At 72.3% G+C, this 24,321-nt stretch carries 24 protein-coding genes; 13 read left to right on the forward strand and 11 right to left on the reverse strand.

From position 1 onward, the window contains the following. Nucleotides 1–14 precede the first annotated feature (14 nt). The 3 genes from ABZ899_RS09665 to ABZ899_RS09675 all read left to right on the forward strand — a co-directional run bounded on the left by ABZ899_RS09665 (nt 15) and on the right by ABZ899_RS09675 (nt 2,222). The gene (locus ABZ899_RS09665; protein ID WP_361343237.1) at nt 15–722 is read left to right on the forward strand and encodes an antibiotic biosynthesis monooxygenase; all 708 of its coding nucleotides are present in this window, start codon (nt 15–17) and stop codon (nt 720–722) included. Between the two features lie 107 nt (nt 723–829). Continuing rightward, nucleotides 830–1,462: a helix-turn-helix domain-containing protein gene (locus ABZ899_RS09670; RefSeq protein ID WP_361343240.1), complete on the forward strand. Its 633-nt coding sequence runs from the start codon at nt 830–832 to the stop codon at nt 1,460–1,462. A 16-nt stretch (nt 1,463–1,478) separates the two neighbouring features. Beyond that, nucleotides 1,479–2,222, forward strand: a complete 744-nt coding sequence (locus ABZ899_RS09675; protein WP_361343243.1) for an SRPBCC domain-containing protein — start codon at nt 1,479–1,481, stop codon at nt 2,220–2,222. A gap of 13 nt (nt 2,223–2,235) precedes the next feature. Here ABZ899_RS09675 and ABZ899_RS09680 read toward each other — a convergent pair whose 3' ends face one another. Further along, entirely contained in the window at nt 2,236–4,071 is a 1,836-nt protein-coding gene (locus tag ABZ899_RS09680; RefSeq protein ID WP_361343246.1) for an endonuclease/exonuclease/phosphatase family protein, read from the reverse strand. A 282-nt stretch (nt 4,072–4,353) separates the two neighbouring features. Between ABZ899_RS09680 and ABZ899_RS09685 the strand changes: the two genes are divergently transcribed. The 4 genes from ABZ899_RS09685 (at nt 4,354) to ABZ899_RS09700 (ending at nt 9,749) form a co-directional block, all read left to right on the forward strand. Beyond that, a complete protein-coding gene (locus ABZ899_RS09685) occupies nt 4,354–5,787 on the forward strand; it encodes a hypothetical protein (protein WP_361343249.1) in 1,434 nt (477 codons plus the stop codon). 547 nt (nt 5,788–6,334) lie between these two features. Beyond that, nucleotides 6,335–7,918 (forward strand): TROVE domain-containing protein, encoded by a 1,584-nt coding sequence (locus ABZ899_RS09690; protein WP_361343252.1) that lies wholly within the window; start codon nt 6,335–6,337, stop codon nt 7,916–7,918. Between the two features lie 97 nt (nt 7,919–8,015). Beyond that, a complete protein-coding gene (locus ABZ899_RS09695; protein ID WP_361343257.1) occupies nt 8,016–8,687 on the forward strand; it encodes a GntR family transcriptional regulator in 672 nt (223 codons plus the stop codon). 39 nt (nt 8,688–8,726) lie between these two features. Then, on the forward strand, nt 8,727–9,749 hold the full coding sequence (locus ABZ899_RS09700) for a 1-aminocyclopropane-1-carboxylate deaminase (protein ID WP_361343259.1): 1,023 nt from the start codon (nt 8,727–8,729) through the stop codon (nt 9,747–9,749). 73 nt (nt 9,750–9,822) lie between these two features. Here the strand turns inward: ABZ899_RS09700 and ABZ899_RS09705 are convergent, their stop codons facing one another. The 8 genes from ABZ899_RS09705 to ABZ899_RS09740 form a co-directional block, all read right to left on the reverse strand. Continuing rightward, nucleotides 9,823–11,031, reverse strand: coding sequence for a TerD family protein (locus tag ABZ899_RS09705; protein WP_361343581.1), 1,209 nt, complete (start codon nt 11,029–11,031; stop codon nt 9,823–9,825). Nucleotides 11,032–11,210: 179 nt separating this feature from the next. Continuing rightward, on the reverse strand, nt 11,211–11,432 hold the full coding sequence (locus tag ABZ899_RS09710) for a hypothetical protein (RefSeq protein ID WP_361343262.1): 222 nt from the start codon (nt 11,430–11,432) through the stop codon (nt 11,211–11,213). A gap of 99 nt (nt 11,433–11,531) precedes the next feature. Next, the gene (locus tag ABZ899_RS09715; protein ID WP_361343264.1) at nt 11,532–12,521 is read right to left on the reverse strand and encodes a zinc-dependent alcohol dehydrogenase family protein; all 990 of its coding nucleotides are present in this window, start codon (nt 12,519–12,521) and stop codon (nt 11,532–11,534) included. Next, nucleotides 12,518–13,366 (reverse strand): carbohydrate ABC transporter permease, encoded by an 849-nt coding sequence (locus ABZ899_RS09720; RefSeq protein ID WP_361343267.1) that lies wholly within the window; start codon nt 13,364–13,366, stop codon nt 12,518–12,520. Before ABZ899_RS09720 ends, ABZ899_RS09715 begins: the two co-directional genes overlap by 4 nt. Next, nucleotides 13,363–14,301 (reverse strand): sugar ABC transporter permease, encoded by a 939-nt coding sequence (locus tag ABZ899_RS09725; protein WP_361343269.1) that lies wholly within the window; start codon nt 14,299–14,301, stop codon nt 13,363–13,365. The genes ABZ899_RS09720 and ABZ899_RS09725 overlap by 4 nt, the downstream gene beginning before the upstream one ends. Continuing rightward, nucleotides 14,298–15,668 carry a sugar ABC transporter substrate-binding protein gene (locus ABZ899_RS09730; RefSeq protein WP_361343272.1) on the reverse strand — a complete coding sequence of 457 codons (1,371 nt, stop codon included), beginning with the start codon at nt 15,666–15,668 and terminating at the stop codon, nt 14,298–14,300. The genes ABZ899_RS09725 and ABZ899_RS09730 overlap by 4 nt, the downstream gene beginning before the upstream one ends. Nucleotides 15,669–15,753: 85 nt before the next feature. Beyond that, entirely contained in the window at nt 15,754–16,524 is a 771-nt protein-coding gene (locus ABZ899_RS09735) for a DeoR/GlpR family DNA-binding transcription regulator (protein ID WP_361343275.1), read from the reverse strand. A gap of 300 nt (nt 16,525–16,824) precedes the next feature. Then, nucleotides 16,825–17,634 carry an NAD(P)-dependent oxidoreductase gene (locus ABZ899_RS09740; protein WP_361343278.1) on the reverse strand — a complete coding sequence of 270 codons (810 nt, stop codon included), beginning with the start codon at nt 17,632–17,634 and terminating at the stop codon, nt 16,825–16,827. A gap of 258 nt (nt 17,635–17,892) precedes the next feature. Between ABZ899_RS09740 and ABZ899_RS09745 the strand changes: the two genes are divergently transcribed. Together ABZ899_RS09745 and ABZ899_RS09750 are read left to right on the forward strand one after the other, a co-directional pair. Continuing rightward, complete coding sequence (locus ABZ899_RS09745) at nt 17,893–18,846, forward strand: 5-dehydro-4-deoxyglucarate dehydratase (protein WP_361343280.1); 954 nt, start codon at nt 17,893–17,895, stop codon at nt 18,844–18,846. Further along, nucleotides 18,843–20,006 carry a hypothetical protein gene (locus ABZ899_RS09750; protein WP_361343283.1) on the forward strand — a complete coding sequence of 388 codons (1,164 nt, stop codon included), beginning with the start codon at nt 18,843–18,845 and terminating at the stop codon, nt 20,004–20,006. The genes ABZ899_RS09745 and ABZ899_RS09750 overlap by 4 nt, the downstream gene beginning before the upstream one ends. Here the strand turns inward: ABZ899_RS09750 and ABZ899_RS09755 are convergent. After that, entirely contained in the window at nt 19,940–20,185 is a 246-nt protein-coding gene (locus ABZ899_RS09755) for a hypothetical protein (RefSeq protein ID WP_361343286.1), read from the reverse strand. The two genes, ABZ899_RS09750 and ABZ899_RS09755, sit on opposite strands and share 67 nt — an antisense overlap. A 67-nt stretch (nt 20,186–20,252) precedes the next feature. After that, complete coding sequence (locus tag ABZ899_RS09760) at nt 20,253–20,990, reverse strand: helix-turn-helix domain-containing protein (protein ID WP_361343289.1); 738 nt, start codon at nt 20,988–20,990, stop codon at nt 20,253–20,255. A gap of 229 nt (nt 20,991–21,219) precedes the next feature. On the opposite strand from ABZ899_RS09760, the gene ABZ899_RS09765 reads away from it, so the two are divergent. From ABZ899_RS09765 to ABZ899_RS09780, 4 genes are all read left to right on the forward strand, one after another. Continuing rightward, nucleotides 21,220–21,894: a DUF4097 family beta strand repeat-containing protein gene (locus ABZ899_RS09765; protein WP_361343291.1), complete on the forward strand. Its 675-nt coding sequence runs from the start codon at nt 21,220–21,222 to the stop codon at nt 21,892–21,894. Between the two features lie 37 nt (nt 21,895–21,931). Continuing rightward, nucleotides 21,932–22,894 (forward strand): ATP-binding cassette domain-containing protein, encoded by a 963-nt coding sequence (locus ABZ899_RS09770; RefSeq protein WP_361343294.1) that lies wholly within the window; start codon nt 21,932–21,934, stop codon nt 22,892–22,894. Next, nucleotides 22,891–23,682, forward strand: a complete 792-nt coding sequence (locus ABZ899_RS09775; RefSeq protein WP_361343297.1) for an ABC transporter permease — start codon at nt 22,891–22,893, stop codon at nt 23,680–23,682. Before ABZ899_RS09770 ends, ABZ899_RS09775 begins: the two co-directional genes overlap by 4 nt. A gap of 126 nt (nt 23,683–23,808) precedes the next feature. Next, the gene (locus ABZ899_RS09780; protein WP_361343300.1) at nt 23,809–24,321 is read left to right on the forward strand and encodes a DUF6010 family protein; all 513 of its coding nucleotides are present in this window, start codon (nt 23,809–23,811) and stop codon (nt 24,319–24,321) included.

The following is a 24,321-nucleotide window of genomic DNA, read 5'->3' on the forward strand; positions in this document are numbered from 1 at the left end:
TCCCGGAGGCCGTCATGACCCACCGCACCGACACCCACCCCGACCTCGCCCGCCCCGACGCCGGCGCCGCCCTCTTCAGCACCTGGCGTGTGGGGACGCCCCTGCGGCAGAGGGAGGCCGTCGAGGCGATCGCCCGGACGTGGGAGCGGCGGCCCTGGCCCGCCGGAGGGCTGCTCGGCTACCACGTCTACACCGGGCACGACGCCTCCACCCTCCTGCACTACTCGCAGTGGCGGAGCCCGCAGGACTACGACGGTTTCGCCAAGGCCCACCGCCAGGAGCGGGTGGACGAGATCGACACCGCCGTTCCGGGCGTCGAGCGTCTCGGGCTCGGGCGGTTCCGGCGCTACCGCAGCCTCGCCCGGCCGGACGAGACGCGGGTGCCCGGCTGTGTCGTGATCGTCGACATCGAGTTCGAGGGGCCGGACCCGGACCGGCAGCGCGCCTGGGTGGACGCCGTGGTCGACGCCCTGGAGAGCGAGCCGCGTCCGCATCCCGGTGGCATCTGCGCCCACTTCCACCTCTCCACCGACGGCACCAGGGTCCTCAACTACGCGGGATGGGAGAGCGCCCAGGCGCATCTCGACGCGCTCGCCGCCCCCGGCGACGGGATCGGCTCGGCGACGGAGCAGTGGAGGCGGGTGCAGACCTGGCCGGGGCTGAAGGGCACCACGGTCAGCCGGTACGACCACGCGGTCGGGCTCGTTCCCGACCGAGGCTGACGGGGGAGCGTACCGAGGGCTCCGGGGGACGGGGGCCACTGAAATGAGCGGCCCCCGAAAAATTCATTCTCCTGGACAAAAAAAGTTTTCGGTGAGACCGTGGACGCATGCTGGACGTCACCGTGATCGAGGACCCCGAGGCGGCAGCCGTGTCCCTGGACCCCGTCCGGGCCAGGCTGCTCGCCGAGCTGGCGGCCGGGCCCGCCTCGGCCGCCATGCTGGCCGGCAACGTCGGCCTGCCCCGGCAGAAGGTGAACTACCACCTCAAGGCGCTGGAGCGGCACGGCCTGGTCGAACTGGCGGGAGAGCGCCGCAAGGGCAACGTCACCGAGCGGCTGATGCGCGCGACCGCCGCGTCGTACGTGATCTCCCCGCTCGCGCTGGCGTCCGTGCAGCCCGACCCGGACCGCTTCCGCGACCAGCTCTCCGCCCGCTGGCTGCTGGCGCTCGGCGCCCGGCTGGTCCGGGACGTCGGCTCGCTGATCACCGGCGCCGCCAAGGCCCGCAAGCGGCTGGCCACCTTCGCGCTGGACGGCGAGGTCCGCTTCGCCTCGGCGGCCGACCGGGCCGCGTTCATCGAGGAGCTGGCCGCCGGGGTGAGCGCGCTGATCCGCAAGTACGACGCGCCCGGCGCCGAGGGCGGCCGCGATCACCGGATCGTGGTGGCCGTCCATCCCACGCTCAAGCCCACCGGGGCGGACGGGCCGACGCCCGCGCCCGCCCCGGAACCGAACCCGTAGGACCCAGGAGACCGTCATGGCCAAGGAATTCGAGATCGCCCGGGAGTTCGAGGTCGACGCCACGCCCGAGGAGGTGTGGGAGGCCGTGACCGCCGGCACCGGCGGCTGGCTCTGGCCGATGGAGGCGCCCGAGCCCCGTGAGGGCGGCAGGGGGCCCTTCGGCTCCGAGGTGACCGTCTGGGACCCGCCGCACCGCTACACCAACCGCGTCGAGGACGTCGAAGGCATCTCCGAGCAGACCCTCAACCAGCTCGACTACACCGTCGAGCCGCGCCACGAGGGCCGCCGCGCCTGGGTGCGCTACGTGCACAGCGGGATCTTCGTCGACGACTGGGACAACCAGTACGACGGCGCGAGCCGCCACACCGACTTCTATTTGCACACCCTGCGCCAGTACCTCACGGTCTTCCGGGGCCGCCCGGTCACCGCCTTCGCCACGTTCGACGGGCCCGAGGCAGCCAAGGCGCCGGACGCCCTCGTCACCGTCGCCCGTGCGCTGGGTCTGGCCGACGACACGGCCGAGGGCGCCCACGTGCGGGTCACCGGTCCCGGCGGGCGGGAGATCGACGCCGTCGTCGACTACCGCGACCCCTACTTCCTCGGGCTGCGCACGGACGACGCGCTCCTGCGCCTCTTCGGCCGCAACCACTGGGGTCACGTCGTCGGCATGTCCGTGCACGACTTCGCGCCGGGCGCCGACGCCGCCCAGGACGAGCAGACGTGGAAGGGCTGGCTGAACGGCGTGTTCAGCCAGCCCTGAGCCCACCGGAGGGTTACGGACGGAACCGCAGCACCTGCGGGTCGTGGTCGCTGATCTGGTCGTTGAACTCGGCGTTGATGTGCACGCTGTCGTACTCGAAGTCGCAGCCGCGCCGGATCGAGGGGCTGACCAGGATCTGGTCCAGCGTCTGGGCGTTGCCCTGGTAGACGTACGAGTAACGCTCGCTCCTGGGCAGCGACTTGATCGCCGACCACAGTTCGCCGTCGCCCTCGAGGATCTTCGCGGTGCCGGAGAACTCGAAGTCGTTGATGTCGCCGAGGGCGATCACGTCCGCGTTGCCCTGCGTGTGCAGGACGTCCTCGACGAAGCCGTGGATCGCGGACGCCTGGGCGTGGCGCTGGACCTCGGAGCTGCGGGCCGGCGGCTGGTACTGCGAGGTCAGACCCTGGTCGCCGCCCTTGGAGTTGAGGTGGTTGGCGATCACGAAGACGGTCTTGCCCCGGAACACGAACTCGCCGACCAGCGGCTTGCGGCTGTTGGCGAAGGCCGCGTTCGCCGGGTCGATCCGGCCGGGGGAGACCGTCAGGGCCGCCTTGCCGCGCACCTTCGTGACACCGACGGGCGTGGTCGCGTCGCCGCCCGCGCGGTCGGTGAAGGAGACCCGCTCCGGGTTGTACAGGAACGCCTGGCGGATGTTGCCGCCCGGCTCGCCGCCGTCGGCGCCGTTCACCGGGTCGATCGAACGCCAGTCGTAGCGGGGGCCGCCCGCGGCGACGATCGCGTCGATCAGCTTCGCCAGCGTCTGCCCGGCGGAGACCGTCCCGTCGTTCGTCGCGCCGTTGTCGTCCTGGATCTCCTCCAGCGACACGATGTCGGGCGAGCGCAGGTTGTTCACGATCGCGGAGGCGTGCGCGGCGAACGTGGAGTCGGACGGGTCGAGGTTCTCCACGTTGTACGTGGCGACCGCGAGCTCGGTGCGCGCCTGCCGGCGCGTGGTCTCCCTGGCCGTGCCCGCGCTCTCGAGGGTGCCGAGCTGGTTGGCGACCAGGGTGTAGCCGCCGTACTGGTTGTAGTCCAGTGGGCCGGACGTCGTGCCCTTGAGGACGTCGCCGACGTTCGCGACGGGGAAGTCGGCGCTCGCGCCCAGGGACTGGATCTGCAGCCGGCCGGTGTTCTGGGCGTCGTAGGAGCCGTAGACGGTGGCGCCGCGGTGGGAGGCGTTCTCCTTCGGCTTCACCGTCACCCACAGCTCGGTGTACGGGTCGGTGGCGCCGACCACGCGGGTGTCGGCGACCTGGACGTTCTCGCCCTCCAGCGACTCGTAGAAGTCCAGGGCGTACTCGGCGGGCTTCAGGGGCAGGCCGTTGACCGAGCCGTTCGCGGCGGTGTCGCCGGCGGGGCTGTAGTCGGCCGGCACCGACGTCGCGTCGACGACCCGGGCGGCCGGGACCGCGTTGCCGCTGGAGACGACGGTCACCGTGGGACGGGTGATCTCGGTGACCGACTGGTTGCCGGAGGAGGCGCCGCCGGGGACGAACTCGGTGACCGTGCCCGCGACCAGGACCGCGTCGCCGACGGCGACCTTCGGGGTGGAGCTGGTGAAGACGAAGACGCCCTCACTGGTGGCCGGGTCGGCGTCCGGATTCGGGTCCTGCATCCAGAAACCCTTGGAGGAGCCGTAGCCGCGCACGCCGGTGACGATTCCGGCCACCTCGGTGACCTGCTTGCCGGCGTACGGCGATATGCGCGTGGAGCCCTGGATGTCATGGATGGCGGCGGTGTCCGCGTGCGCGGGCGAGGGCAGGACGACTACCTGGGCGGCCGTCGTCACGGAACAGACGGCGGCGACGGTGAGCGCGGCGAGGCGCGCGGACTTCTTGCTCGGCAAGGGATCCCTCCGGGGACGTGCGTGGGCGCCGGGACGAGGGTGGTGCTGGCAACGCGGGAGGCGCGGTCGGTGGTGCGGCGACGCGCGTAGAAATCCAGTGAACAGATGTCCGCCAAGTTTCTACGCGCGTAATCTCGTTGCTGGTCATGCCACTTGTCAAGGTTTCGGCCATGTACGCCGCCCGGCGGTGAGATGAACCGGGCGGCATGGGTGGAAATCCGTCTAGGCTGAGCGGCTGAGCCGTGACGGGTACGGCCGCGCAAGCCCTAGGAGAACCAGCCGATGTCAGACAGCTCCTCCCTGCCGCCGGTACGGCTGCACCAAGAAGCGGAGCTGGCGCGGGACGCGCTGTCCACGCCGTTGCTCTCCCGCGCCGCCCGGCTGGCCCGCTGGGCCGGTCCTGACACCCGGGTCGACGCGGGCGGCGGACTCGTCGACGAGCAACTGCCCGCCGCCGCCGAGGTGCTCGGCCTCACCGGCGACGACGCCGCCGCCCACACGAGCGAGGCGTGGCGGGTGGCCGTCGACACCGGACTGGTCGACGTCGTCGACGAGGAGGCCGGCGCGGTCGCCGCCGGCGCCGACCTGGACCTGCTGACCCGCGGCACCCCGCAGGACGTCCTCGCGGTGTGGCTCGCCGCACTGGAGACGGCGCTCGCCGACGCGAGCGTGCCCGACCTGGACGGCCTGGTCGCGGCCATGGAGGCCGGGGGAGAGGTCGACCTGTCCTCCCTCGACTGGGACCCGGAGGCCGAGGCGGAGTTCCTCGACGGGGTCCTCGGCAACCTGTACCTGCTCACGGTGAGCGAGGGCGGTCCGCGGGGCGGCTACGTGCCGCTGCCCGCCCTCGCCGCGTCCGTGATCGTCCCCGGCGACATGAGCGAACCCACCAACGACGTGCTGGAGCAGGTGTCCGACGCGATGATGCGCCTGGACGACCAGTTCCGGCTGCTGGAGCCGGCCGGACTGGTCACGTACCAGCCGGTCGACGAGGCGCTGCTCACGGACGCCGACAGCGCCGAGGAACCGGTTGCCGGCGTCGACGACACCGACGTCTCGCGCTACGGCATGGTCCGGCTCACGCCGCTCGGGCTGTACGGGCTGCGCGCGCGGTTCCTGGAGGCCGGCTTCGACGCGCCCGCGGTCGGGGACCTCGCCGACAAGGGTGCCGAGGCGCTCCTCGACGGCACCGCCGGCTATCCGCAGACCGCCGCGCGCGCCGAGACGGAGCAGTGGCTGGCCCGCCGTGAACCGCTGCCCGCGGCCCGGGAGTTGCTGTCCGCCGCCAAGGGCCTGGACGAGGGTGCGCCGCTGCGCCGGCTGCGCTGCCAGCAGGCGCTGTCGCTGGTGGGCGCCGAGGCGGAGCCCGCGCTGCGGGAGGTCCTCGACGACGCGGAACTGGGCGGGCTCGCCCGGGTGTGGCTGACCGAGGCCGGCTTCACCGACGTCCCGGCGCCCACCCAGGAGCTGGTGTTCTGGCTGACCATCGACACCCTCGCCGCGCAACTGGCGGCCGAGGGCAACTCGGAGGAACTGCGGGCGCTGGTGGAGGGCCTGGCCGCCCAGCACAGCGGGTTCTTCGACAAGGTGTGGCGGGTCGGGCACCCGGCCGCGGCGGACGTGCTGGAGGCGATGGGCCGGCTGCACCCGGACAAGAAGGTGGCGAAGGAAGCCCGTAAGGCGGCGTTCAAGGCGCGCTCGCAGCACGGAGGCTGACGGGCCGTCATTCCGCGTGCGTTCTTTCGCGGAGACCAGGCGGCCGGAATTAAATCGCTCGCCGCTTCCCGCGGCCACTCCCTACAGTGATGAACGTCCAGGTGCGAAGGCAGGACCTACTTCCACTGATAATGGGGCGGTCGCGGGTTCGAGTCCCGCCGCCGGCACAACGCGCCGGTGTAGCTCAGGGGTGAGAGCACCTTGTCGGTTCCGCCGACTTCGATCTCTGGACACCACAACTCGACGCACCTCCCGGTGCGCCGGCCGCGGTTACTTCTTCTCCCAAAAGAATGCACGACCGCGGCCACACTGATCTCGGGAGGCGCAGCTCATGGTGGGTGCCCGGTGCGCAGGCGGCGGATACTTCGGGGAACTGGTGGGGGGCATCCCCCGTGCGGGTTCGAATCCCGTCATCGGCCCAGGGCCGGTGTGGCGGAACGGAAGACGCGCCAGTTGAAAAGGACCGCAGCCGAATTCGTCCTCGGGCACCCTCCTTCTGCCGCGCCTTCCCTTGCGAAGGCAGCAGAGAAAGAGGGGGAATTCCATCATGGCGCGATTCAACACCCGGGCCGCCAAGGCGCGGCCCACCTCGCGGGTGACGTCGACCGGCCGCGTCCTGCGCACCTACGAGGGCGGCCGCGGACACGAGCGTGACGCGCGCTCCGAGCTGTTCCTGCTCGCGGTCGGCAACTTCGTCTCGCAGCGCACCTTCTACGAGAGCGGCGCGGAGCGCGACGACCGGTTCGCCGCGCTCGTGCGCGAGCTCGCCGTCGGCGACCCGGAGTGGACGGCCGGCCTGCTCGGCTGGCTGCGCACCGAGGGCAACCTCCGTACGGCCGCCCTGGTGGGCGCCGCCGAGTACGTGAAGGCGCGGCTCGACGCCGGCGCCACCGGGGGCCCGGCGAACCGGCGGGTCGTCGACTCGGTGCTGCGACGCCCCGACGAGCCCGGCGAGCTGCTGGCCTACTGGACGGCGACATACGGCCGGAGCGTGCCCAAGCCCGTCAAGCGCGGCGTCGCCGACGCCGTACGGCGTCTGTACAGCGGGAAGTCGCTGCTGAAGTACGACACGGCGTCCAGGGGCTACCGCTTCGGCGACATCCTCAACCTGACCCACGCGGCGCCCGACCCGGCGAAGCCGTGGCAGGGCGAGCTGTTCCGGTACGCGCTCGACCGGCGGCACCACCCGGAGACGGCCGTGCCGCCGGAGTCGGCCGCCGTGCTCACCGCGCACCGCGCGCTCATGGCGGTGCCGGTCGAGGAGCGCCGCGCGGTCCTCACCTCCGAGGGCGGCGCCGAGCGGCTGGCGGCGGCCGGGATGACCTGGGAGGCCCTGGCGGGCTGGCTCCAGGGCCCCATGGACAAGGCGGCCTGGGAGGCCGTGATCCCGTCCATGGGCGTGATGGCGCTGGTGCGCAACCTGCGCAACTTCGACGAGGCCGGTGTCAGCGACGAGGTGGCGGCCCGGGTCGCCGCCCGGATCAGCGACCCGGCGGAGGTCGCCCGGTCGCGGCAGTTCCCGTTCCGCTACCTCGCCGCGTACCGGCACGCGCCCTCGCTGCGCTGGGCGTACCCGCTGGAGCAGGCGCTCGGCCACTCGCTGGCCAACGTGCCCGCTCTGCCGGGACGGACGCTGATCCTCGTCGACCGCTCGGGCTCGATGTTCTGGTCGCGGCTGTCGGACCGGTCCGAGCTGAACCGGGCCGACGCGGCGGCGATCTTCGGCACCGCGCTGGCGCTGCGCGCCCGGAAGGCCGACCTGGTGGAGTTCGGCTCCACCAGCGCGCCGGTGCCCTTCCGCACGGGAGAGTCGGTGCTGAAGATCCTCGGCCGCTTCGGCGACCTGGGCGGCACCGACACCACCGCGGCCGTCCGCACCCACTACCGCGGGCACGACCGGGTGCTGATCGTCACCGACGAGCAGTACGCCGCCAGCCGTCACGGCGGACCGACCGAGCAGATCCCCGCCGAGGTGCCGGTCTACACCTGGAACCTCGCCGGCCACCGGGCGGGCCACGGCCCGTCGGGCACGGGGAACCGGCACACGTTCGGCGGACTGTCGGACGCCGCGTTCCGGATGGTGCCGCTGCTGGAGAGCGCCCGGGACGCGGACTGGCCCTGGGCGGCCTGAGCCGGGCGCGAGGGGCAGGGCCCGGCCCGCACTTCCCGCAAGGGGTGCGGGCCGCACCCTTGTCCGGGCGGAAGACTGACATCTAACATTTCAGTTCATGGAGGCCATACGGCCCGTCGGCCGGACCCTGCTGCGGGACCGGGCGTACGAGGCGATCCGGGACGCCATCGTGGCCGGGGAGATCGAGCCCGGCGCGGTGGTGCGCGACGCCGACCTCGCCGAGCGGCTCGGGCTGTCCCGGGCGCCGGTGCGCGAGGCGTTCTCCCGGCTCGTGGACGAGGGACTCCTGGAGAGCAAACCGCAGAGCTACACCCGGGTCACCCCGCTCGTGGCCTCCGACGTCCGCGACGCGGCCGCTGTCGTCGGCGCGATGCACGAACTGGTCACCCGGGTCGCCGTGCCCCGGCTGACCGGCGCGGACGTGGACGCCATGCGCGCCGCGAACGAGCGGTTCGCCGCCGCCGTCGCGGACGGCGAGGTGGACCTCGCCCTGCGGGCCGACGACGCCCTGCACGACGTCCTGGTCCGGGTGAGCGGCAACCGCGCGGCCGCGGCGACCGTCGCCCGCTACACCCCGCTCATCCGGCGCCTGGAGCGACGGCGGTTCGCGGAGGGCGGCACCTGCCGCTCGGCCGGGCTGCACGACCGGTTGATCGAGGCGTGCGCAGCCGGTGACGTGGACTCCGCCGTCCGCGTCACCGCGGAGATCTGGCGCACCCTCGCGGACCTGGCCGGCGGGGAGCCACCCGCCGGTTCCGGCTCCGGCTGACACCGAGGACGACCGACCCCCTTCCCCTGGAGGCGCCCCATGTCCCCGTCCCTCTCCTCCTACGAGCGGTACCCCCTCCTCTTCGGCCCGTCCCCCGTGCACCCGCTGGAGCGGCTGACCGCCCACCTCGGCGGCGCCTCGCTGTGGGCCAAGCGCGAGGACTGCAACTCCGGTATCGCCTACGGCGGCAACAAGACCCGCAAGCTCGAGTACCTGGTCGCCGACGCGCTCGCCCAGGGCTGCGACCCGCTGGTCTCGATCGGCGGCGTGCAGTCCAACCACACCCGGCAGGTCGCGGCCGTGGCCGCCCGGGCCGGACTCAAGTGCGTGCTGGTGCAGGAGAGCTGGGTCGACTGGCCCGACGCCGTCTACGACAAGGTCGGCAACATCCTCCTCAGCCGTCTCGCCGGTGCCGACGTACGCCTTGTGCGCGCCGGGTTCGGCATCGGCTTCAAGGAGAGCTGGGAGCAGGCACTGCGGGAGGTGGCGGAGTCCGGTGGCAGGCCGTACGCCATCCCGGCCGGCGCCTCCGACCATCCACTGGGCGGGCTGGGCTTCGCCGGGTGGGCGTACGAGGTCGCCGAGCAGGAGCGGGAGTCGGGTGTCTTCTTCGACACGGTCGTCGTCTGCTCGGTGACCGGCTCCCCGCAGGCCGGCATGGTCGCCGGGTTCGCGGCGCTGGAGGAGGCGGGCGGCCGTCCGCGCCGGGTCGTCGGGATCGACGCCTCCGCGAAGCCGGCCGGGACCCGTGAGCAGATCGCCCGGATCGCGGACCGCACGGGCCGGCTCATCGGCGTCGGACGGGAACTGACCGAGGGGGACGTCGAGCTCGACGAGCGCTACCACGCGGGCACGTACGGCGTACCGGACGAGGCCACCCTGGACGCCATGCGGCTGGCCGCGCGCACCGAGGGCATGGTCACCGACCCGGTCTACGAGGGGAAGTCGATGGCGGGCATGATCGACCTGGTCCGGCGCGGGGAGATCGGCCCGGACTCCACGGTTCTGTACGCCCACCTCGGCGGGCAGCCGGCGCTCAACGCGTACAGCGCGCTGTTCTAGATCCGTCGGGACGCCTTCGCAACGGTGGGGCGCGCCCCGGACGCAGGGGAGCGCCCCACCGCCGTATCCGCCGCTACAGCGCCTGGGCGGCGGGCTTCACCATGCCGCGGACGGTGCGGGACTTCACGAACTCGCCCATCGCCGTCATCTCCCACTCGCCGGAGAACTGGCGGATGAGCTTCGCCATCATCACTCCGGTCTGCGGCGCGGCGTCGGTGAGGTCGAAACGGACCAGCTCCTCGCCGGTCAGCGCGTCGATCAGCCGGCAGTAGGCCTTGGCGACCTCGGTGAACTTCTGGCCGGAGAACGAGTTGACCGTGAAGACCAGTCCGGTGACCTCCATGGGGAGGCGCCCGAGGTCGACGGTGATGACCTCGTCGTCCCCGGCGCCCTCACCCGTGAGGTTGTCCCCGGAGTGGCGGATCGCGCCGTTCACGATCTGGAGCTTGCCGAAGTAGCAGCTGTCGATGTGGTTGCGCTGGGGGCCGAAGGCGATGACGGAGGCGTCGAGGTCGATGTCCTTGCCGCGGTACGCCGGCTCCCAGCCGAGGCCCATCTTGACCTGCGTGAGGAGCGGCTGGCCGCCCTTCATCAGGGAGACGGTCTGGTTCTTCTGGAGGCTGACCCGGCCCTTGTCGAGGTTGATCTTCCCGCTGCCGGGCGCGGGCGGGGCGGGCGGTGCCGGAGGGGCCGGGGGAGCGGCCGGCGCGCTCACGGGCGGGGCCGGAGGGGTGACGGGCGGCTGGGTGGCGGCCGGCTGCGGCGGGGCGGCGGGGGCGGCCGGGGCCGGTTCCTCCACGGTGACGCCGAAGTCGGTGGCGATGCCCGCCAGGCCGTTCGCGTAGCCCTGGCCGACCGCGCGCGCCTTCCACTGCCCGTTGCGCAGGTAGATCTCCATGACCACCAGCGCGGTCTCGTCGCCGAGCTGCGGGGGAGTGAAGGTGGCCAGGACGCCTTGGTCGTCCGCGCCGCGGAGGGTGGCCGTGGGCTCGACGCCCCGGAAGGTCTGGCCGGCCGCGTCCGGGCTGGCGGTGACGACGATCTTCTCGATGCCGGGGGGCACGGCCGAGGTGTCGACCGTGATCGAGTCCGGGGAGGTGCCGCCGCCGGAGCGGTAGGTCACGCCCGGGCCGGCCGGCTGGTTGTAGAAGATGAAGTCGTCGTCGGAGCGCACCTTGCCGTCGGCGGTGAGCAGCAGGCCCGATACGTCGAGCCGCACCGGGGCGGCGACGTCCACCGTCACGCGCGCGGTGGGGAGAGGGATGTTCGAGCCGGGGGTCATAGCTGTCATGCCGGGTCAACGAGCGAGGCCGTTTTACCGTTCCCTTACCCAGGGCCAATCGGTACTTCGTCTCGCCCCCGCCGCCCTCGCCAGGGCCGGTCTCCCCTGGCGGCCGCCCCCGGCCCCCCGCTCCGGCCCTGGACGGGCCTCGTCCCGGAACGCCGGCCGGGCTGAGCTCTTCAGCCCTGGTTGCGGGGGTGGGCGCGCGCGGTGCGTTCGTTGCCGCGGCGGTAGTCGCCGGTCCAGCGGGCCATGACTCGCTGCGGGTCGGTGGCGGTGACCTCGCCGAGGAAGCGGGCGGCCCGGTCGCCCCGCAGGACGGTGGCGCGGCGGGCGTGGTGGGTGATGCGGACGGTTCCGTCGGAACGGGCCTCGTACGCGAAGCCGCTCGGTCTGGCCATGCCGGGGACGGTACGGGCGCGGGGGCCCGGACGCCCAAGGGTTTTCACCCCGGGAGCCCGCCCCCGCCGCACCTGCCCTTCCGTTCGAGGAGCGGGACCCTACGGCACCACCACGATCTTGCGGCCCACGCCCGACGCGAACTGGTCCAGTGCCTGGGGGTACTGGTCCAGCGGGAGGCGGTCGCTGATGAAGACGTCCGGGTCGAGGACGCCGTTGGCGAAGAGTTCCGCCGCGCGTTCGTAGCTGTGCAGGACCGCCATGGAGCCCGTGATGGTGATCTCCTGGTTGTAGATCCGGTACGGGTCGATCTCCACCCGGGTCGCGTAGTCGGCGACTCCGAACTGCAGGAACGTCCCCGCCTTGGCGACCCGCCCGAGGCCGTCCTGGATCGCCGCCGCGTTGCCGGTCGCGTCGACGACCAGGTCCCAGCCCTGCGGGCGGTCCAGTTCGTCGGGGGTGGCCGCGGACGCCGAGACGCCGAGGCGGCGGGCGGTCTCCAGGCGCGTCGGGTTGAGGTCCACCATGTCGACGCTCGCCGCGCCGGTCCGCTTGGCCAGCTCCAGCATCATCAGGCCCATCGTCCCGGAGCCGTAGATCAGCACATGGGCGCCGAGGCGGGACTGGAGCACGTCGTAGCCGCGCACCGCGCAGGACAGCGGCTCGATGAGGGCCGCGTCCTGCGTGCGCACGTGCTCGGGCAGCCTGACGCAGTTCGCCACCGGCGCCACCGCGAACTGCGCGGCGCCGCCGGCCGTGGTGACGCCGATCGCCGCCCACCGCTCGCACAGGTTGTTGTGGCCGGTACGGCAGTAGCGGCACTCGTAGCAGTACAGGGACGGGTCGACGGCGACCCGGTCGCCCACGGACACCTCGGTGACCTGGGAGCCGACCCCGACGACCTCGCCCGCGAACTCGTGACCGGGCACGATCGGCAGCTTGGGCGCGAACTCACCCTGGAGGATGTGCAGGTCGGTGCCGCACAGGCCGCACGCGGCGACCTCGACGACGACCTCGCGCGGGCCGGGCGTCGGGTCGGGGACCTCGGCGACGACGGCCTTGCCCACGGACTCGATGACGGCGGCCTTCATTTCACGGCTCCCAACGACAGGCCCTGGACCAGCTTGTCCTGGGCGGCGAAACCCGCGGCGAGCACCGGCAGGGAGATGACGAGCGACGCGGCGCACACCTTGGCCAGGAACAGGCCCTGGCTGGTGATGAAGCCGGTCAGGAAGACGGGCGCGGTCTCGGCGACGACGCCGGTCAGCACCCGGGCGAAGAGCAGTTCGTTCCAGCTGAAGATGAAGCAGATCAGGGCGGTCGCGGCGATGCCCGGCAGGGCGATGGGGGCCACCACCCGGGTGAGGATCGTCGGCAGTTTCGCCCCGTCCACCCGGGCCGCCTCGATCACCGCGACGGGGATCTCGGCGAGGAAGGACTGCATCATCCACACCGCGATCGGCAGGTTCATGGAGGTGTAGAGGATGACCAGCAGCCAGATGTTGTCGAGCATGCCGGTGTTCTTCGCGAACAGGTACAGCGGCAGGAGGCCCGCCACGGCCGGCAGCATCTTCGTCGACAGGAAGAAGAACAGGACGTCCGTCCACTTCCGCACCCGCCGGATCGACAGCGCGTAGGCCGCCGGAAGGGCGAGCGCCAGGACGAACAGCGTCGAGACGAGCGACGCCACCGCCGAGTTGATCAGCGCCGGCCAGGGGCTGGCACCGCCGCCCGCGCCGAAGAACTCCCGGTAGCCGTCCAGGGTCAGGGACGCCGCGAAGGACGGCGGGTTGGTCGCCGCGTCCTGCTCGGAGTGGAAGGACGTCAGCGCCATCCAGGCGATCGGCAGGAAGAACGCGATCCCGAGCAGCCAGGCCACCAGGCCGAGGCCCGTTCCCTTGCGGCGGCTGCGAAGTCGTACGGCCACGGCGCTCATGCGCGTGACACCTCCTCGCGGAACAGGGACGACACCACGCGCAGCGCGAAGGTGGCGATGATGATCGAGCCGATGACCACCAGGACGCCCGCGGCCGAGGCGAGGCCGTTCTCATGGGCCTGGTAGAAGCTCTGGTAGACGGTGTAGGGGAGGTTGGCGGTGCCCAGGCCGCCGGACGTGATCGTGAAGACCGCGTCGAAGTTCTGGACGATGTAGATCGAGCCGAGCAGGGCGCCGAGTTCGAGGTAGCGGCGCAGATGCGGCAGCGTGAGGTGGCGGAAGATCTGCCAGTCGCTCGCGCCGTCGACGCGGGCCGCCTCGATCTGCTCGTGGTCGCGGCTCTGCAGGCCGGCCAGCAGGATCAGCATCATGAACGGCGTCCACTGCCAGACCAGCGAGGCCTCCACCGCAAGCAGCGGAGTGGTGGAGATCCAGTCCGGCTGTGGGCCGCCCACATAGTGCAACAGCCCATTGAACAGACCGTATTCGGGGTTGTAGAGCACATGCTTCCAGAGCAGTGCGGCGGCGACGGGCACGACCAGGAACGGGGCGATCAGCAGGGTGCGGACCACGCCGCGGCCCTTGAACCTGCGGTCGAGCAGCAGGGCGAGCACCAGGCCGAGGACGAGGCTGGCCAGCACCACAGCGACGGTGAGCAGCACGGTCGTCCACACCGAGTGGCGCAGGTCGGCGTCGGTGAGGACCTCCTGGTAGTTCTCCAGGCCGGCGAAGTGCCGGGCGTCCGGGTAGAGGGAGTTCCAGTCGAAGAACGAGATGACCAGCGTCGCCACGAACGGCAGCTGGGTCACCACGATCATGAAGACCAGCGCGGGCAGCAACGGGGCCCTGGTCGCCCAGTTGCGCAGCCGGGCGGAGGGCGGACGGGTGGTGCGTACGGATGGCGTGGCCACGGGGGCCGTGGTGGTCGCTGTCATCGCCCCTCGTACTCCTCGGAGATCTTCTCGGCGAGCTGCTGGGACTTCCTCAGGGCCGACTCGACGGACTGGCGTCCGGCGATGGCCGCGCTGATCTCCTGGGAGACCTTGGTGCCGAGGTCGGTGAACTCGGGGATGCCGACGAACTGGATGCCGGGCGCGGGCCGCGGCTGCACACCGGGGTCCTTCGGACGGGCGCCCTCGATGGACTCCTTCGTCATCTCCTGGAAGGCGGCCGCCTCCGCGCGGTAGTCCGGGTTCGCGTAGGTGGAGGCACGCTTGCCCGCCGGGACGTTGGACCAGCCGAACTCGTCGCCGACCAGCTGCTCGTACCGCTTGCCCGACGCCCAGGAGACGAACTTCCACGCCTTGTCGGGGTTGCGGGAGGCGTCCTGGATGCCCCACGCCCAGGTGTAGAGCCAGCCGGAGGACTCGGTCTTCTCCACGGGCGCCGGGGCGTAGCCGACCTTGCCCTTGACCGGGGACTTCGCCGCCTCCAGGGAACCGGCCGCCGAGGTGGCGTCGTACCACATGGCGACCTTGCCCTGGGTCATGTTGTTCAGGCACTCGGCGAAGCCGGACTGGGCCGCGCCGGACTCGCCGTGCTCACGCACCAGGTCGACATAGAACTTCGTCGCCTTCTTCCACTCGGGGGAGTCCAGCCGCGCGTTCCAGTCCTTGTCGAACCAGGTGCCGCCGAAGGTGTTCACGACCGTCGTCAGCGGGGCCATGACCTCGCCCCAGCCCGGCAGCCCGCGCAGGCAGATGCCCTTCATGCCCGGTTCGGCGCCGTCCGTCTTCGCCGCGAACTCGGCCACCTGCTGCCAGGTGGGGTGCGCGGGCATCGTCAGGCCCGCCTTCTCGAAGACGTCCTTGCGGTACATCAGGAAGGACGACTCGCCGTAGAAGGGCTGGCCGTACAGCTTCCCGTCGTCACCGGTGAGGGACTCGCGCATCGGTGTGAGGACGTCCTGCTCGTCGTAGCCGGGGTCCTCGGCGACGAAGGAGTCCATCTCCTTCAGCCAGCCGTTGCGGGCGTAGATGGGTATCTCGTAGTTGGAGAGCGTGGCGACGTCGTACTGGCCGGCCTGGTTGGCGAAATCCTGGCTGATCTTGTCGCGGACGTCGTTCTCGGGGAGCACGGTGAAGTTGACCTTGATGCCGGTCTCCTGGGTGAAGCGCGGTGCGAGCTTCTGCAGCTCGGTCATCTGGGGGTTGTTGACCATCAGGACGTTGATGGCGTCGCCCCCGGAGCCGGCCCCGCCCGCTCCGGTCCAGCAGCCGGAGAGCAGCGGGGCGAGCAGCGTCCCTGCGGCGGCCGCGGCGAGCGTGGCTCGCGGTGGCCGTCGTCGGCTCTGGGTTCGCATGGATCGCTCCTGGACGTAAGGGACTTATGGGGAGATAAGGGGCGGCCGATGGTGTGGCGGCGCCCCGTGGGGAGTGGAGGCCGCGTCAGACGCGGATGACCTGCGGCCCCATGAGCGCGTAGCGGTGTGCCTCGGTGGACGGGAGCAGGGTGCTCGTGACGATCGTCTCCAGTGCGCCGATGTCCGCGAACCGGCAGAAGCTGACCGCCCCGAACTTGGTGTGCACGCCCGCGAACACGGTGCGGCGCGCGGCACGGATGGCCTGTGCCTTGACCTCGCTGACCGCCGGGTCCGGCGTGGTGAGGCCGTGTTCGCGGGAGATGCCGTTGGCGCCGATGTACGCCAGGTCGATGACGAAGCCGGCCAGCATCTTGGTGGTCCAGTGGTCGACCGTGGCGAGGGTGCCGGACCGGACCCGCCCGCCGAGCAGGAGCACGGAGGCGTGCTCGGACCCGGCGAGGGCGCCGGCGACCGGCAGGGACGCGGTGACCACGGTGAGCGGCCGGTCGGTGGGCAGGGCCTCGGCGATGAGCTGCGGGGTGAAGCCCTCGTCGACGAAGACCGTCTCGGCGTCCCCGAGCTGGTCGGCCGCGGCGGCCGCGATCCGGCGCTTCTCGGGCACATGGCTGGTGGCGCGGAAGGCGAGCGTCGTCTCGAAGCCGGCGCTCTCCACGGGGTAGGCGCCGCCATGGGTGCGGCGGAGCAGCCCGTGGTCCTCCAGGACCCGCAGGTCCCGGCGTACGGTCTCCTTGGCCACGCCCAGCTCGGCGGCGAGCGCCGTGACGTCCACGGAGCCGTCGCGCCGTGCGGCCAGCACGATCTCGCGCTGGCGGTCCTCGGCCGTTCTCGTGCTCATGCCGGTACGTGCCCTTCGCCGCTGATGGTCTGGCTCGTTCGCCTCCGGAGGGGTCCGGCCGGTGCCCGTTCGGGCCCGGAGGCGTCCTTGGGGGAAAGTTCTACAGCGGGTGTGCGGGCCTGACCAGCTCTGTTGCGCGCCCGATGCTGCCCGTATGGGCCCGTTCACGGTGCAGGGTGCCCGTCTCGGACCTGCGAGGTTGTGCGCGGCGGCGTGGGATCGGGCGCGGCCGGTGCCCGAAAGCGGCGGCGGGCGGGCCCGTTCGGTGCCCGCCCGCCGTTTTCCGGCCACGCGTTCCGGTCAGTACGGCCAGATCGGCGGGTCGCTGACGAAGTGGCCGCCCAGGTGGGCGTGCGCGATGTTCTCCGGGTCGAGCTCGCCCTGCTCGGCGATCAGTTTCCGCGCGTACGGCTCGGAGTCGTCCTGCGGCTCGTAGCCGAGGGCGCGGGCGCTGCCGAGGTCCCACCACAGGCGGGTGTTGGCGGAGGAGCCGTGCACGACGGTGTGCCCGACGTCCGGCGCGGTCAGGGCCGCGTGGAAGAGGCGCGCGCCGTCGGCGGGGCTCATCCACACCGACAGCATGCGCACGCTGGTGGGCTCGGGGAAGCAGGAGCCGATGCGCACGGACACCGTCTCCAGGCCGTACTTGTCCCAGTAGAGCTGGGCCAGGTCCTCGCCGAAGCACTTGGACAGGCCGTAGAAGGTGTCCGGGCGGCGCGGGGTGTCGACGGGGATCAGGGGGTCGCCGCCCAGGGGGCGGGGGGTGAAGCCGACGGCGTGGTTGGAGGAGGCGAAGACGATCCGTCCGACGCCCTCCTCGCGGGCGGCCTCGTAGAGGTGGTAGGTGCCCTGGATGTTCGCCCGGAGGATCTTCTCGAACGGGGCTTCCAGGGAGATGCCGGCGAGGTGGACCACCGCGTCGACGCCCCGCACGGCCTCGCGCAGCGCCTCCCGGTCGGCGAGGTCGGCGACGATCGCGCCGGGTTCGCCCTCGACGGGGCGCATGTCGAGCAGCCGCAGGTCGTAGCCGTACGCCGGGAGCAGGCCGCGCATCAGGGTGCCGAGGCCGCCGGCGGCGCCGGTGAGCAGAACGGTGCGGGGTGCGGGCATCCTCGGGGCTCCTGGGCTCGGCTCTGCGCGGTCGGGATCGGGCAGGGATCACAGGCCGCATGCTTGGATGGTATTCACATGCGTGGACACGCTAAGGAGCCGTCGCCGGTGGCGTCAAGTCTCCCGCGAAGGGGGCCGATTCGCCGCCGGTCCGCCCGGAGGAGCGCTTGACCGGCCTCGACGGCGCTCCTTAGGCTGACGTCGTTCAAGAATATGGACGTGGATCAGAAACGTGAGCGCCTGTTCTAGGGAGAGCCCGTGACGTCAGCCCCTCTCGCCGTACGCCTGAGCCTTCCCGGCGGGCCGCTGTTCTTCCCCGTCACCGCCTACGGCCCCGATGGATCGGTCGACCTCGACACCTACCGCACGCATGTCCGGCGCGGCGTCGACGCCGGGGCCGCCGCCGTCTTCGCCTGCTGCGGGACCGGGGAGTTCCACGCGCTCACCCCCGAGGAGTTCCAGGCGTGCGTCCGGGCCGCCGTGGAGGCCACCGACGGCCGGGTGCCGGTCGTCGCCGGAACCGGTTACGGCACCGCCCTCGCCGCGCGCTACGCGGGGCTCGCCGAGGACGCGGGCGCCGACGGGCTGCTCGCCATGCCGCCGTACCTCGTCGCCGCCGGGCAGGAGGGGCTGCTGCGGCACTATCGCGCGCTCGCCGCCGCGACCGCGCTCCCCGTCGTCGTCTACCAGCGCGACAACGCCGTGTTCACCCCGGACACGGTCGTCGAACTGGCCCGTACGGACGGGATCATCGGCCTCAAGGACGGTCTCGGCGACCTCGACCTCATGCAGCGGACCGTCAGCGCCGTCCGCTCCGAGGCGCCCGGCGACTTCCTCTACTTCAACGGCCTGCCGACCGCCGAGCAGACCCAGCTCGCCTATCGCGCGCTCGGCGTCACCCTCTACTCCTCCGCCGTGTTCTGCTTCGCCCCCGAGATCGCCCTCGCCTTCTACCGGGCCCTGCACGACGGCGACGAGGACACCGTGGGCCGCCTCCTGGACGGCTTCTACCGTCCGTTCGTGGAACTGCGCGCCCAGGGGCCGGGATACGCCGTCGCCCTCGTCAAGGCCGGTGTACGGCTGCGGGGCCTGGACGTGGGGGAGGTGCGGCCCCCGCTGCACGAACCCGCCGAGGACCACGTCAAACAGCTCGCGCAGCTGATCGAGCGCGGCCACCTCCTGCTGGACCCGGACGCGGAGGGGACCCGGTGAAGGCATCGGCGTTCGTCTACCCCTGGGACGTCAACGGGGACCCGGAGGCTCCGGGGCGGATCGCCGGGCTCGGCGTGCGGCAGGCGACCCTCGCCTCGGCCTACCACTCCACCCGTGCCCTCACCCCGCGCCACCCCCGCCACCGCGTCGTGACAGCGGACCACGCCGCCGTGCTCTACCCGGCCGGCGCCCGCTGGGAGGGCCGTGCGCCGCGCCCGTACCCGGCGGGCGACTGGGCGCCCGGCGACGCCTTCGGCGAGGCGGCCGCCGCGCTCGCGGCCGCCGGTCTGGAGGTGCACACCTGGGTGGTGCTCGCGCACAACTCCCGGCTGGGCGCCGAGCATCCGGCCACCTCGGTCGTCAACGCCTACGGCGACCGCTACCCGTGGGCCCCGTGCATCGCGCAGCCCGCCACGCGCGCGTACCTCGTCGACCTCGCCGCCGAGGCCGCCGTACGGCCCGGGGCACGCGGCACCGAGCTGGAGTCGCTCGGCTGGTACGGGTTCCGGCATCTGCACGCCCACGACAAGACCGCCGGGGTCGCGCTCGGGGACGCCGGGCAGTACCTGATGTCCCTCTGCTTCTGCCCGGACTGCGCACAGGGCTACGAGGCACAGGGCGCCGACGCGGGTGCGCTGGCCGCCGCCGTGCGCGCCGCCCTCGAACCGCTGTGGCGCGGCAGCGCCGCCGACGAGGGCTGGGCCGGCGTCGAGAAGCTGCTCGGCGAGGAGTACGCGGCGGCCACGCGCGCGTGGCGGGACGCGACCGCCCGCACCCTCCAGGAGGCCGCGGTCGAAGCGGTCCGGCGGGCCGCCCCCGCCGGGTTCCAGGTGCTGCTGCACGCCGACCCGGTCACCTACCACTGCGGCGCCGACGCCGGTGTCGACCCCGCGCACATCCTCTCCGTCGCGGACGGCGTCGTCGTGCCCTGCGTGGGCGGCCCGCGGCCGCTCACCCCGTTCGCGGAACAGGGCCGCGCCGGGGCGGTCCTCGCCGCCAACCTCCAGGTGGTCTCCGGGATGGGCGGCAGCCCCGGCACGCTCGCCGCGGACGCGGCCCGCGCGCGGGACCTGGGCGCCACGGAACTGCGGCTCTACCACGCCGGGTTGGCGTCGGACGACGACTTGTCGGCAGTACGGGAGGGGCTCGCCGCGCTCTGACGCGGGAGGGCCGCCAGGAGCAGGTTCAGGCCGATCAGCGGCGGCCTGCGGCGGACCGTTTCGGCCAGGGTGCCGAGGACGGGCCCGGCGGCGGCGGGCGCCCGCAGGGCGAGCGGGCAGAGGCGGGCGTCGCGACGCCGCAGGCCGCGGGGCAGGGGCCGGGGAACGGTGCGCTTCATGCCCGCCCCCCGTGCGGCTGAGGCAGGGGCGCGGGCATCGGGCAACCGCCTCGGAGCGCGCGCCGGGTCAGCCTTCGTCGTCCCCCGCGGCCGCGTCGGATCTCGTGTGGAGGACCTCGCGGGCCTGCTCGGCGGCGCGGACGAGGCTCTCGGCCACGAACTGCAGGAAGCGGCCGATGTTCTCCAGCCGGACGGCCGCCGGGGTGCCGGGACCGAGCACGTCCACCCCCTCACGGGCCAGCTCCACCTGCTCCTCCAGGGAGCGGGCACTGGCGACCATCGACTGGTACCAGAGGTCGTCGTCGATGACGTACCGCTCGCGCCGGCGTTCGTCGCGCTCCCGGCGCACCAGGGACTGGCTCTCCAGAAAGGCGATCGACTTCGAGACGGTCGCCGGGCTGATCTGCAGGCGTCCGGCGAGTTCGGCCGCCGTCATGCTGCCGGTGTCGCTGGTGAGGAGACAGACCATCACCCGCGACATCGACTTGGCCAGGCCCGACCCCATCATCACGGTGGTGAACCGCTCCTCGTACTCGGCGACGGCGTCCGCGTCCCGCCCGTACGGCAGCGGCCCGGACGCCGGGCCCGGCGACGAGGCCGACCTGCGCCGGTGCGCCCGGCGCTCCGCCGCGCGGTGGGCGAGGTCCGCGCGGTACCCGGTGGGACCGCCGTTGCGCATGACCTCACGGGTGATCGTCGACGTCGGCCGGTCGAGGCTCCTCGCGATCTCCGCGTAGGCCAGCCCGTCCGCCAGCCCCAGGGCGATCCGCTGACGTTCCTGCTGGGTGAGCCTGCCTCCCGGCATCGCGTCCTCCTCCTTCGTGCGTACAGGGCGTCAGCGTAGCGTTCAGGTCCGCTCCATTGCAACGAACGGAGCTCTTTCCGTTGCATTGCAGTCAGTGTCGTTGCAACGAAATCACGCAACTGACCTGCCATTACTGAGTTCTGACGCAACAAGTATGTTGCCCAGTCCGTGAATGCAACGTAGCGTTTCGAGTGTTGGAAACAGCGAGACACAATCCGAGGAGAGCACCATGCACACGTTCGACGCCCCCGCCCCGATCGCCCTCGTCGTCGACGTCCCCGCCGGCCGTCTCCAGCTCATCGCCGGTGACCGCGACGACGTCACCGTCGAGGTGCGGCCCGCCGACGCGGCCCGCGGCCGCGACGTCAAGGCCGCCGAGCGGATCGACGTCACCTGCGCCGACGGCGTCCTCAACGTCACCGCCGCCCCGCTGACCGGCGCCGGTACCCTGCGCGACCCCGGCTCCGTCGAGGTGACCGTCCAGCTCCCCGCCGGCTCCCGCGTCGACGCCAAGGCCGCCCTCGCCGAACTCCGCGGCGTCGGACGTCTCGGCGACCTCGCCTTCGAGGGCGCCCAGGCCACCGTCAAGGTCGACGAGGCCGACAGCGCCCGTCTCAGCGTCCAGGCCGGCGACATCACGGTCGGCCGGCTGCGCGGCGGCGCCGAGATCAGCACCCAGAAGGGCGACATCGACGTCGCCGAGGCCGTCGGCGGCCAGGTCACCCTGCGCACCGGGCACGGCGCCGTCACCGTCGGCGCCGCCCGCGACGTCTCCGCCTCGCTCGACGCCGGCACCGCCTACGGCCGCGTCCACAACAGCCTGAGGAACACCGACGGCGCCGGCGCCGCCCTCCAGATCCACGCCACCACTGGCTACGGCGACATCACCGCCCGCAGCCTCTGACACCACACACCCGGACCACACAGGGGGGAACCCACCCATGACCGACGCGGCCATCACCGCGCACGACCTGCGCAAGTCCTACGGCGACACGACCGTCCTCGACGGCATCGACCTGAACGTCCCCCAGGGAACGATCTTCTCCCTGCTCGGACCCAACGGCGCCGGGAAGACCACCGCCGTCAAGATCCTGTCCACCCTCATCCCGCCCGGACCCGGCAGCGGCCCGATCCGGGTCGGCGGCCACGACCTCGCCGCCGACCCCCAGGCCGTACGCGCCGCCATAGGCGTCACCGGGCAGTTCTCCGCCGTCGACGGCCTGATCACCGGCGAGGAGAACATGCTCCTCATGGCCGACCTGCACCACCTCTCCCAGCGGGAGGGCCGGCGGACCGCCGCCGAACTGCTGGAGCGCTTCGACCTCACCGAGGCGGCCGGCAAGCCCGCCTCCACCTACTCGGGCGGCATGAAGCGGCGCCTGGACATCGCCATGACGCTGGTCGGCGACCCGAGGATCATCTTCCTCGACGAGCCGACCACCGGTCTCGACCCGCGCTCGCGGCACTCCATGTGGCAGATCATCCGCGAACTGGTCGCCGACGGCGTCACCGTCTTCCTCACCACCCAGTACCTGGAGGAGGCCGACGAACTCGCCGACCGCATCGCCGTGCTGAACGACGGCACGGTCGCGGCCGAGGGGACCGCCGACGAACTCAAGCGGCTGGTCCCCGGCGGCCACGTCAGGCTCCGCTTCACCGACCCGGCCGCCTACCGGGGCGCCTGCGCCGCGCTGCGCGAGGTCCACCGGGACGACGACGCCCTCGCGCTGCAGATCCCGAGCGGCGGCAGCCAGCGCGAACTGCACGCGCTCCTCGGCCGGCTCGACTCCCTCGGCATCGAGGCCGACGAGCTGACCGTGCACACCCCCGACCTCGACGACGTCTTCTTCGCCCTGACCGGCGACGCCGTCATCCCCGGACAACCCAAGGAGAACGCCCGATGAGCACCCTCTCCCTCGCCGTACGCGACTCCTCGACCATGCTGCGCCGCAACCTGCTGCACGCCCGGCGCTATCCGTCCCTCACGCTGAACCTGCTGCTCACGCCGGTCATGCTGTTGCTGCTCTTCGTCTACGTCTTCGGCGACACGATGAGCGCCGGCATCGGCGGCGGTACCGCCGACCGCTCCGCGTACGTCGCGTACATCGTGCCCGGCATCCTGCTCATGACCATCGGCAGCACCACGGTCGGCACCGCGGTCTCCGTCTCCAACGACATGACCGAGGGGATCATCGCCCGCTTCCGCACCATGGCGATCCACCGCGGCTCCGTGATCGTCGGGCACGTCGTCGGCAGTGTGATCCAGTCGGTGGCCAGTGTGGTCGTCGTCGGCGCGGTGGGCGTGGCCATCGGCTTCCGCTCCACCGACGCCACCGTCCTGGAGTGGGTCGCCGCGTTCGGGCTGCTCGTGCTCTTCGCCACCGCGCTGACCTGGATCGCGGTCGGCATGGGCCTGATCAGCCCGAACGCCGAGGCCGCCAGCAACAACGCGCTGCCGCTGATCCTGCTGCCGCTGCTGTCCAGCGCGTTCGTCCCCCTCGACGCGATGCCGGGCTGGTTCCGGCCGATCGCCGAGTACCAGCCGTTCACCCCGGCCATCGAGACCCTGCGGGGGCTGCTCCTCGGCACCGGCATCGGTCACCACGGCTGGCTGGCCGTGGCCTGGTGCCTGGGCCTCGCGGTGCTCGGCCACCGCTGGTCGACGGCCCGGTTCGACGCCGAGCCGAAGTGACCACCGGGGCGGGCCGCCACCCGGCGGGAATCCGCCGGAACCTGACGGTTCTCCCCCTGGGGCGGCCCGGGACCCCGACCTAGCGTGGTGGCCCGTCCACGTGGTCCATGGGAAAAGGCACTTCACATGCAGTACGTCGCACCGATCGGCGTCGGTCTCGTCCACGTCCTCCTGATGTCCCTCATCCGGGAGCCGCACCGGCGCCGCTTCAACGCCGTCATGGTGGCCGGCGCGGGAGCCGCCTACCTGAGCGGCGGCGGGCTGGGCGGCTGGGAGTTCGCGTTCACGGCGGTGGCCACCTGGGTCGCGTACCGGGGACTGGACTCCTGGACGTTCGTGGGCGTCGCCTGGCTGCTCCACACCGCGTGGGACGCCGTCCACCACCTCAAGGGCAACCCGATCATCCCGTTCGCCCACACCTCCTCGCTGGGCTGCGCGATCTGCGACCCGGTGATCGCCCTGTGGTGCTTCGCGGGCGGCAGGACCCCGCGCGAGCTGTGGGCCTGGCTGCGGGGAACGGGGAAGCGGGCCGGGGACCCGGCGCGGGCGGCCGCCCCCACGGCGCGCCGACCTCGCGGGGCCGGCACCGATGAGTTCCGGCCCCGAGACCGGTCCACCCTTCACACGATCGATCCGTGA

It is taken from the genome of Streptomyces sp. NPDC046859, from assembly GCF_040645135.1.
Lineage (GTDB): Bacteria > Actinomycetota > Actinomycetes > Streptomycetales > Streptomycetaceae > Streptomyces.

What these genes read in the sequence shown, in the direction of transcription:
- ABZ899_RS09665 (WP_361343237.1), top strand. Translation starts at nt 15, where the DNA reads ATGACCCACCGCACCGACACCCACCCCGACCTCGCCCGCCCCGACGCC.
- ABZ899_RS09670 (WP_361343240.1), top strand. Translation starts at nt 830, where the DNA reads ATGCTGGACGTCACCGTGATCGAGGACCCCGAGGCGGCAGCCGTGTCC.
- ABZ899_RS09675 (WP_361343243.1), top strand. Translation starts at nt 1,479, where the DNA reads ATGGCCAAGGAATTCGAGATCGCCCGGGAGTTCGAGGTCGACGCCACG.
- ABZ899_RS09685 (WP_361343249.1), top strand. Translation starts at nt 4,354, where the DNA reads ATGTCAGACAGCTCCTCCCTGCCGCCGGTACGGCTGCACCAAGAAGCG.
- ABZ899_RS09690 (WP_361343252.1), top strand. Translation starts at nt 6,335, where the DNA reads ATGGCGCGATTCAACACCCGGGCCGCCAAGGCGCGGCCCACCTCGCGG.
- ABZ899_RS09695 (WP_361343257.1), top strand. Translation starts at nt 8,016, where the DNA reads ATGGAGGCCATACGGCCCGTCGGCCGGACCCTGCTGCGGGACCGGGCG.
- ABZ899_RS09700 (WP_361343259.1), top strand. Translation starts at nt 8,727, where the DNA reads ATGTCCCCGTCCCTCTCCTCCTACGAGCGGTACCCCCTCCTCTTCGGC.
- ABZ899_RS09705 (WP_361343581.1), bottom strand. Translation starts at nt 11,031, where the DNA reads ATGACCCCCGGCTCGAACATCCCTCTCCCCACCGCGCGCGTGACGGTG.
- ABZ899_RS09710 (WP_361343262.1), bottom strand. Translation starts at nt 11,432, where the DNA reads ATGGCCAGACCGAGCGGCTTCGCGTACGAGGCCCGTTCCGACGGAACC.
- ABZ899_RS09715 (WP_361343264.1), bottom strand. Translation starts at nt 12,521, where the DNA reads ATGAAGGCCGCCGTCATCGAGTCCGTGGGCAAGGCCGTCGTCGCCGAG.
- ABZ899_RS09720 (WP_361343267.1), bottom strand. Translation starts at nt 13,366, where the DNA reads ATGAGCGCCGTGGCCGTACGACTTCGCAGCCGCCGCAAGGGAACGGGC.
- ABZ899_RS09725 (WP_361343269.1), bottom strand. Translation starts at nt 14,301, where the DNA reads ATGACAGCGACCACCACGGCCCCCGTGGCCACGCCATCCGTACGCACC.
- ABZ899_RS09730 (WP_361343272.1), bottom strand. Translation starts at nt 15,668, where the DNA reads ATGCGAACCCAGAGCCGACGACGGCCACCGCGAGCCACGCTCGCCGCG.
- ABZ899_RS09735 (WP_361343275.1), bottom strand. Translation starts at nt 16,524, where the DNA reads ATGAGCACGAGAACGGCCGAGGACCGCCAGCGCGAGATCGTGCTGGCC.
- ABZ899_RS09740 (WP_361343278.1), bottom strand. Translation starts at nt 17,634, where the DNA reads ATGCCCGCACCCCGCACCGTTCTGCTCACCGGCGCCGCCGGCGGCCTC.
- ABZ899_RS09755 (WP_361343286.1), bottom strand. Translation starts at nt 20,185, where the DNA reads ATGAAGCGCACCGTTCCCCGGCCCCTGCCCCGCGGCCTGCGGCGTCGC.
- ABZ899_RS09760 (WP_361343289.1), bottom strand. Translation starts at nt 20,990, where the DNA reads ATGCCGGGAGGCAGGCTCACCCAGCAGGAACGTCAGCGGATCGCCCTG.
- ABZ899_RS09765 (WP_361343291.1), top strand. Translation starts at nt 21,220, where the DNA reads ATGCACACGTTCGACGCCCCCGCCCCGATCGCCCTCGTCGTCGACGTC.
- ABZ899_RS09770 (WP_361343294.1), top strand. Translation starts at nt 21,932, where the DNA reads ATGACCGACGCGGCCATCACCGCGCACGACCTGCGCAAGTCCTACGGC.
- ABZ899_RS09775 (WP_361343297.1), top strand. Translation starts at nt 22,891, where the DNA reads ATGAGCACCCTCTCCCTCGCCGTACGCGACTCCTCGACCATGCTGCGC.
- ABZ899_RS09780 (WP_361343300.1), top strand. Translation starts at nt 23,809, where the DNA reads ATGCAGTACGTCGCACCGATCGGCGTCGGTCTCGTCCACGTCCTCCTG.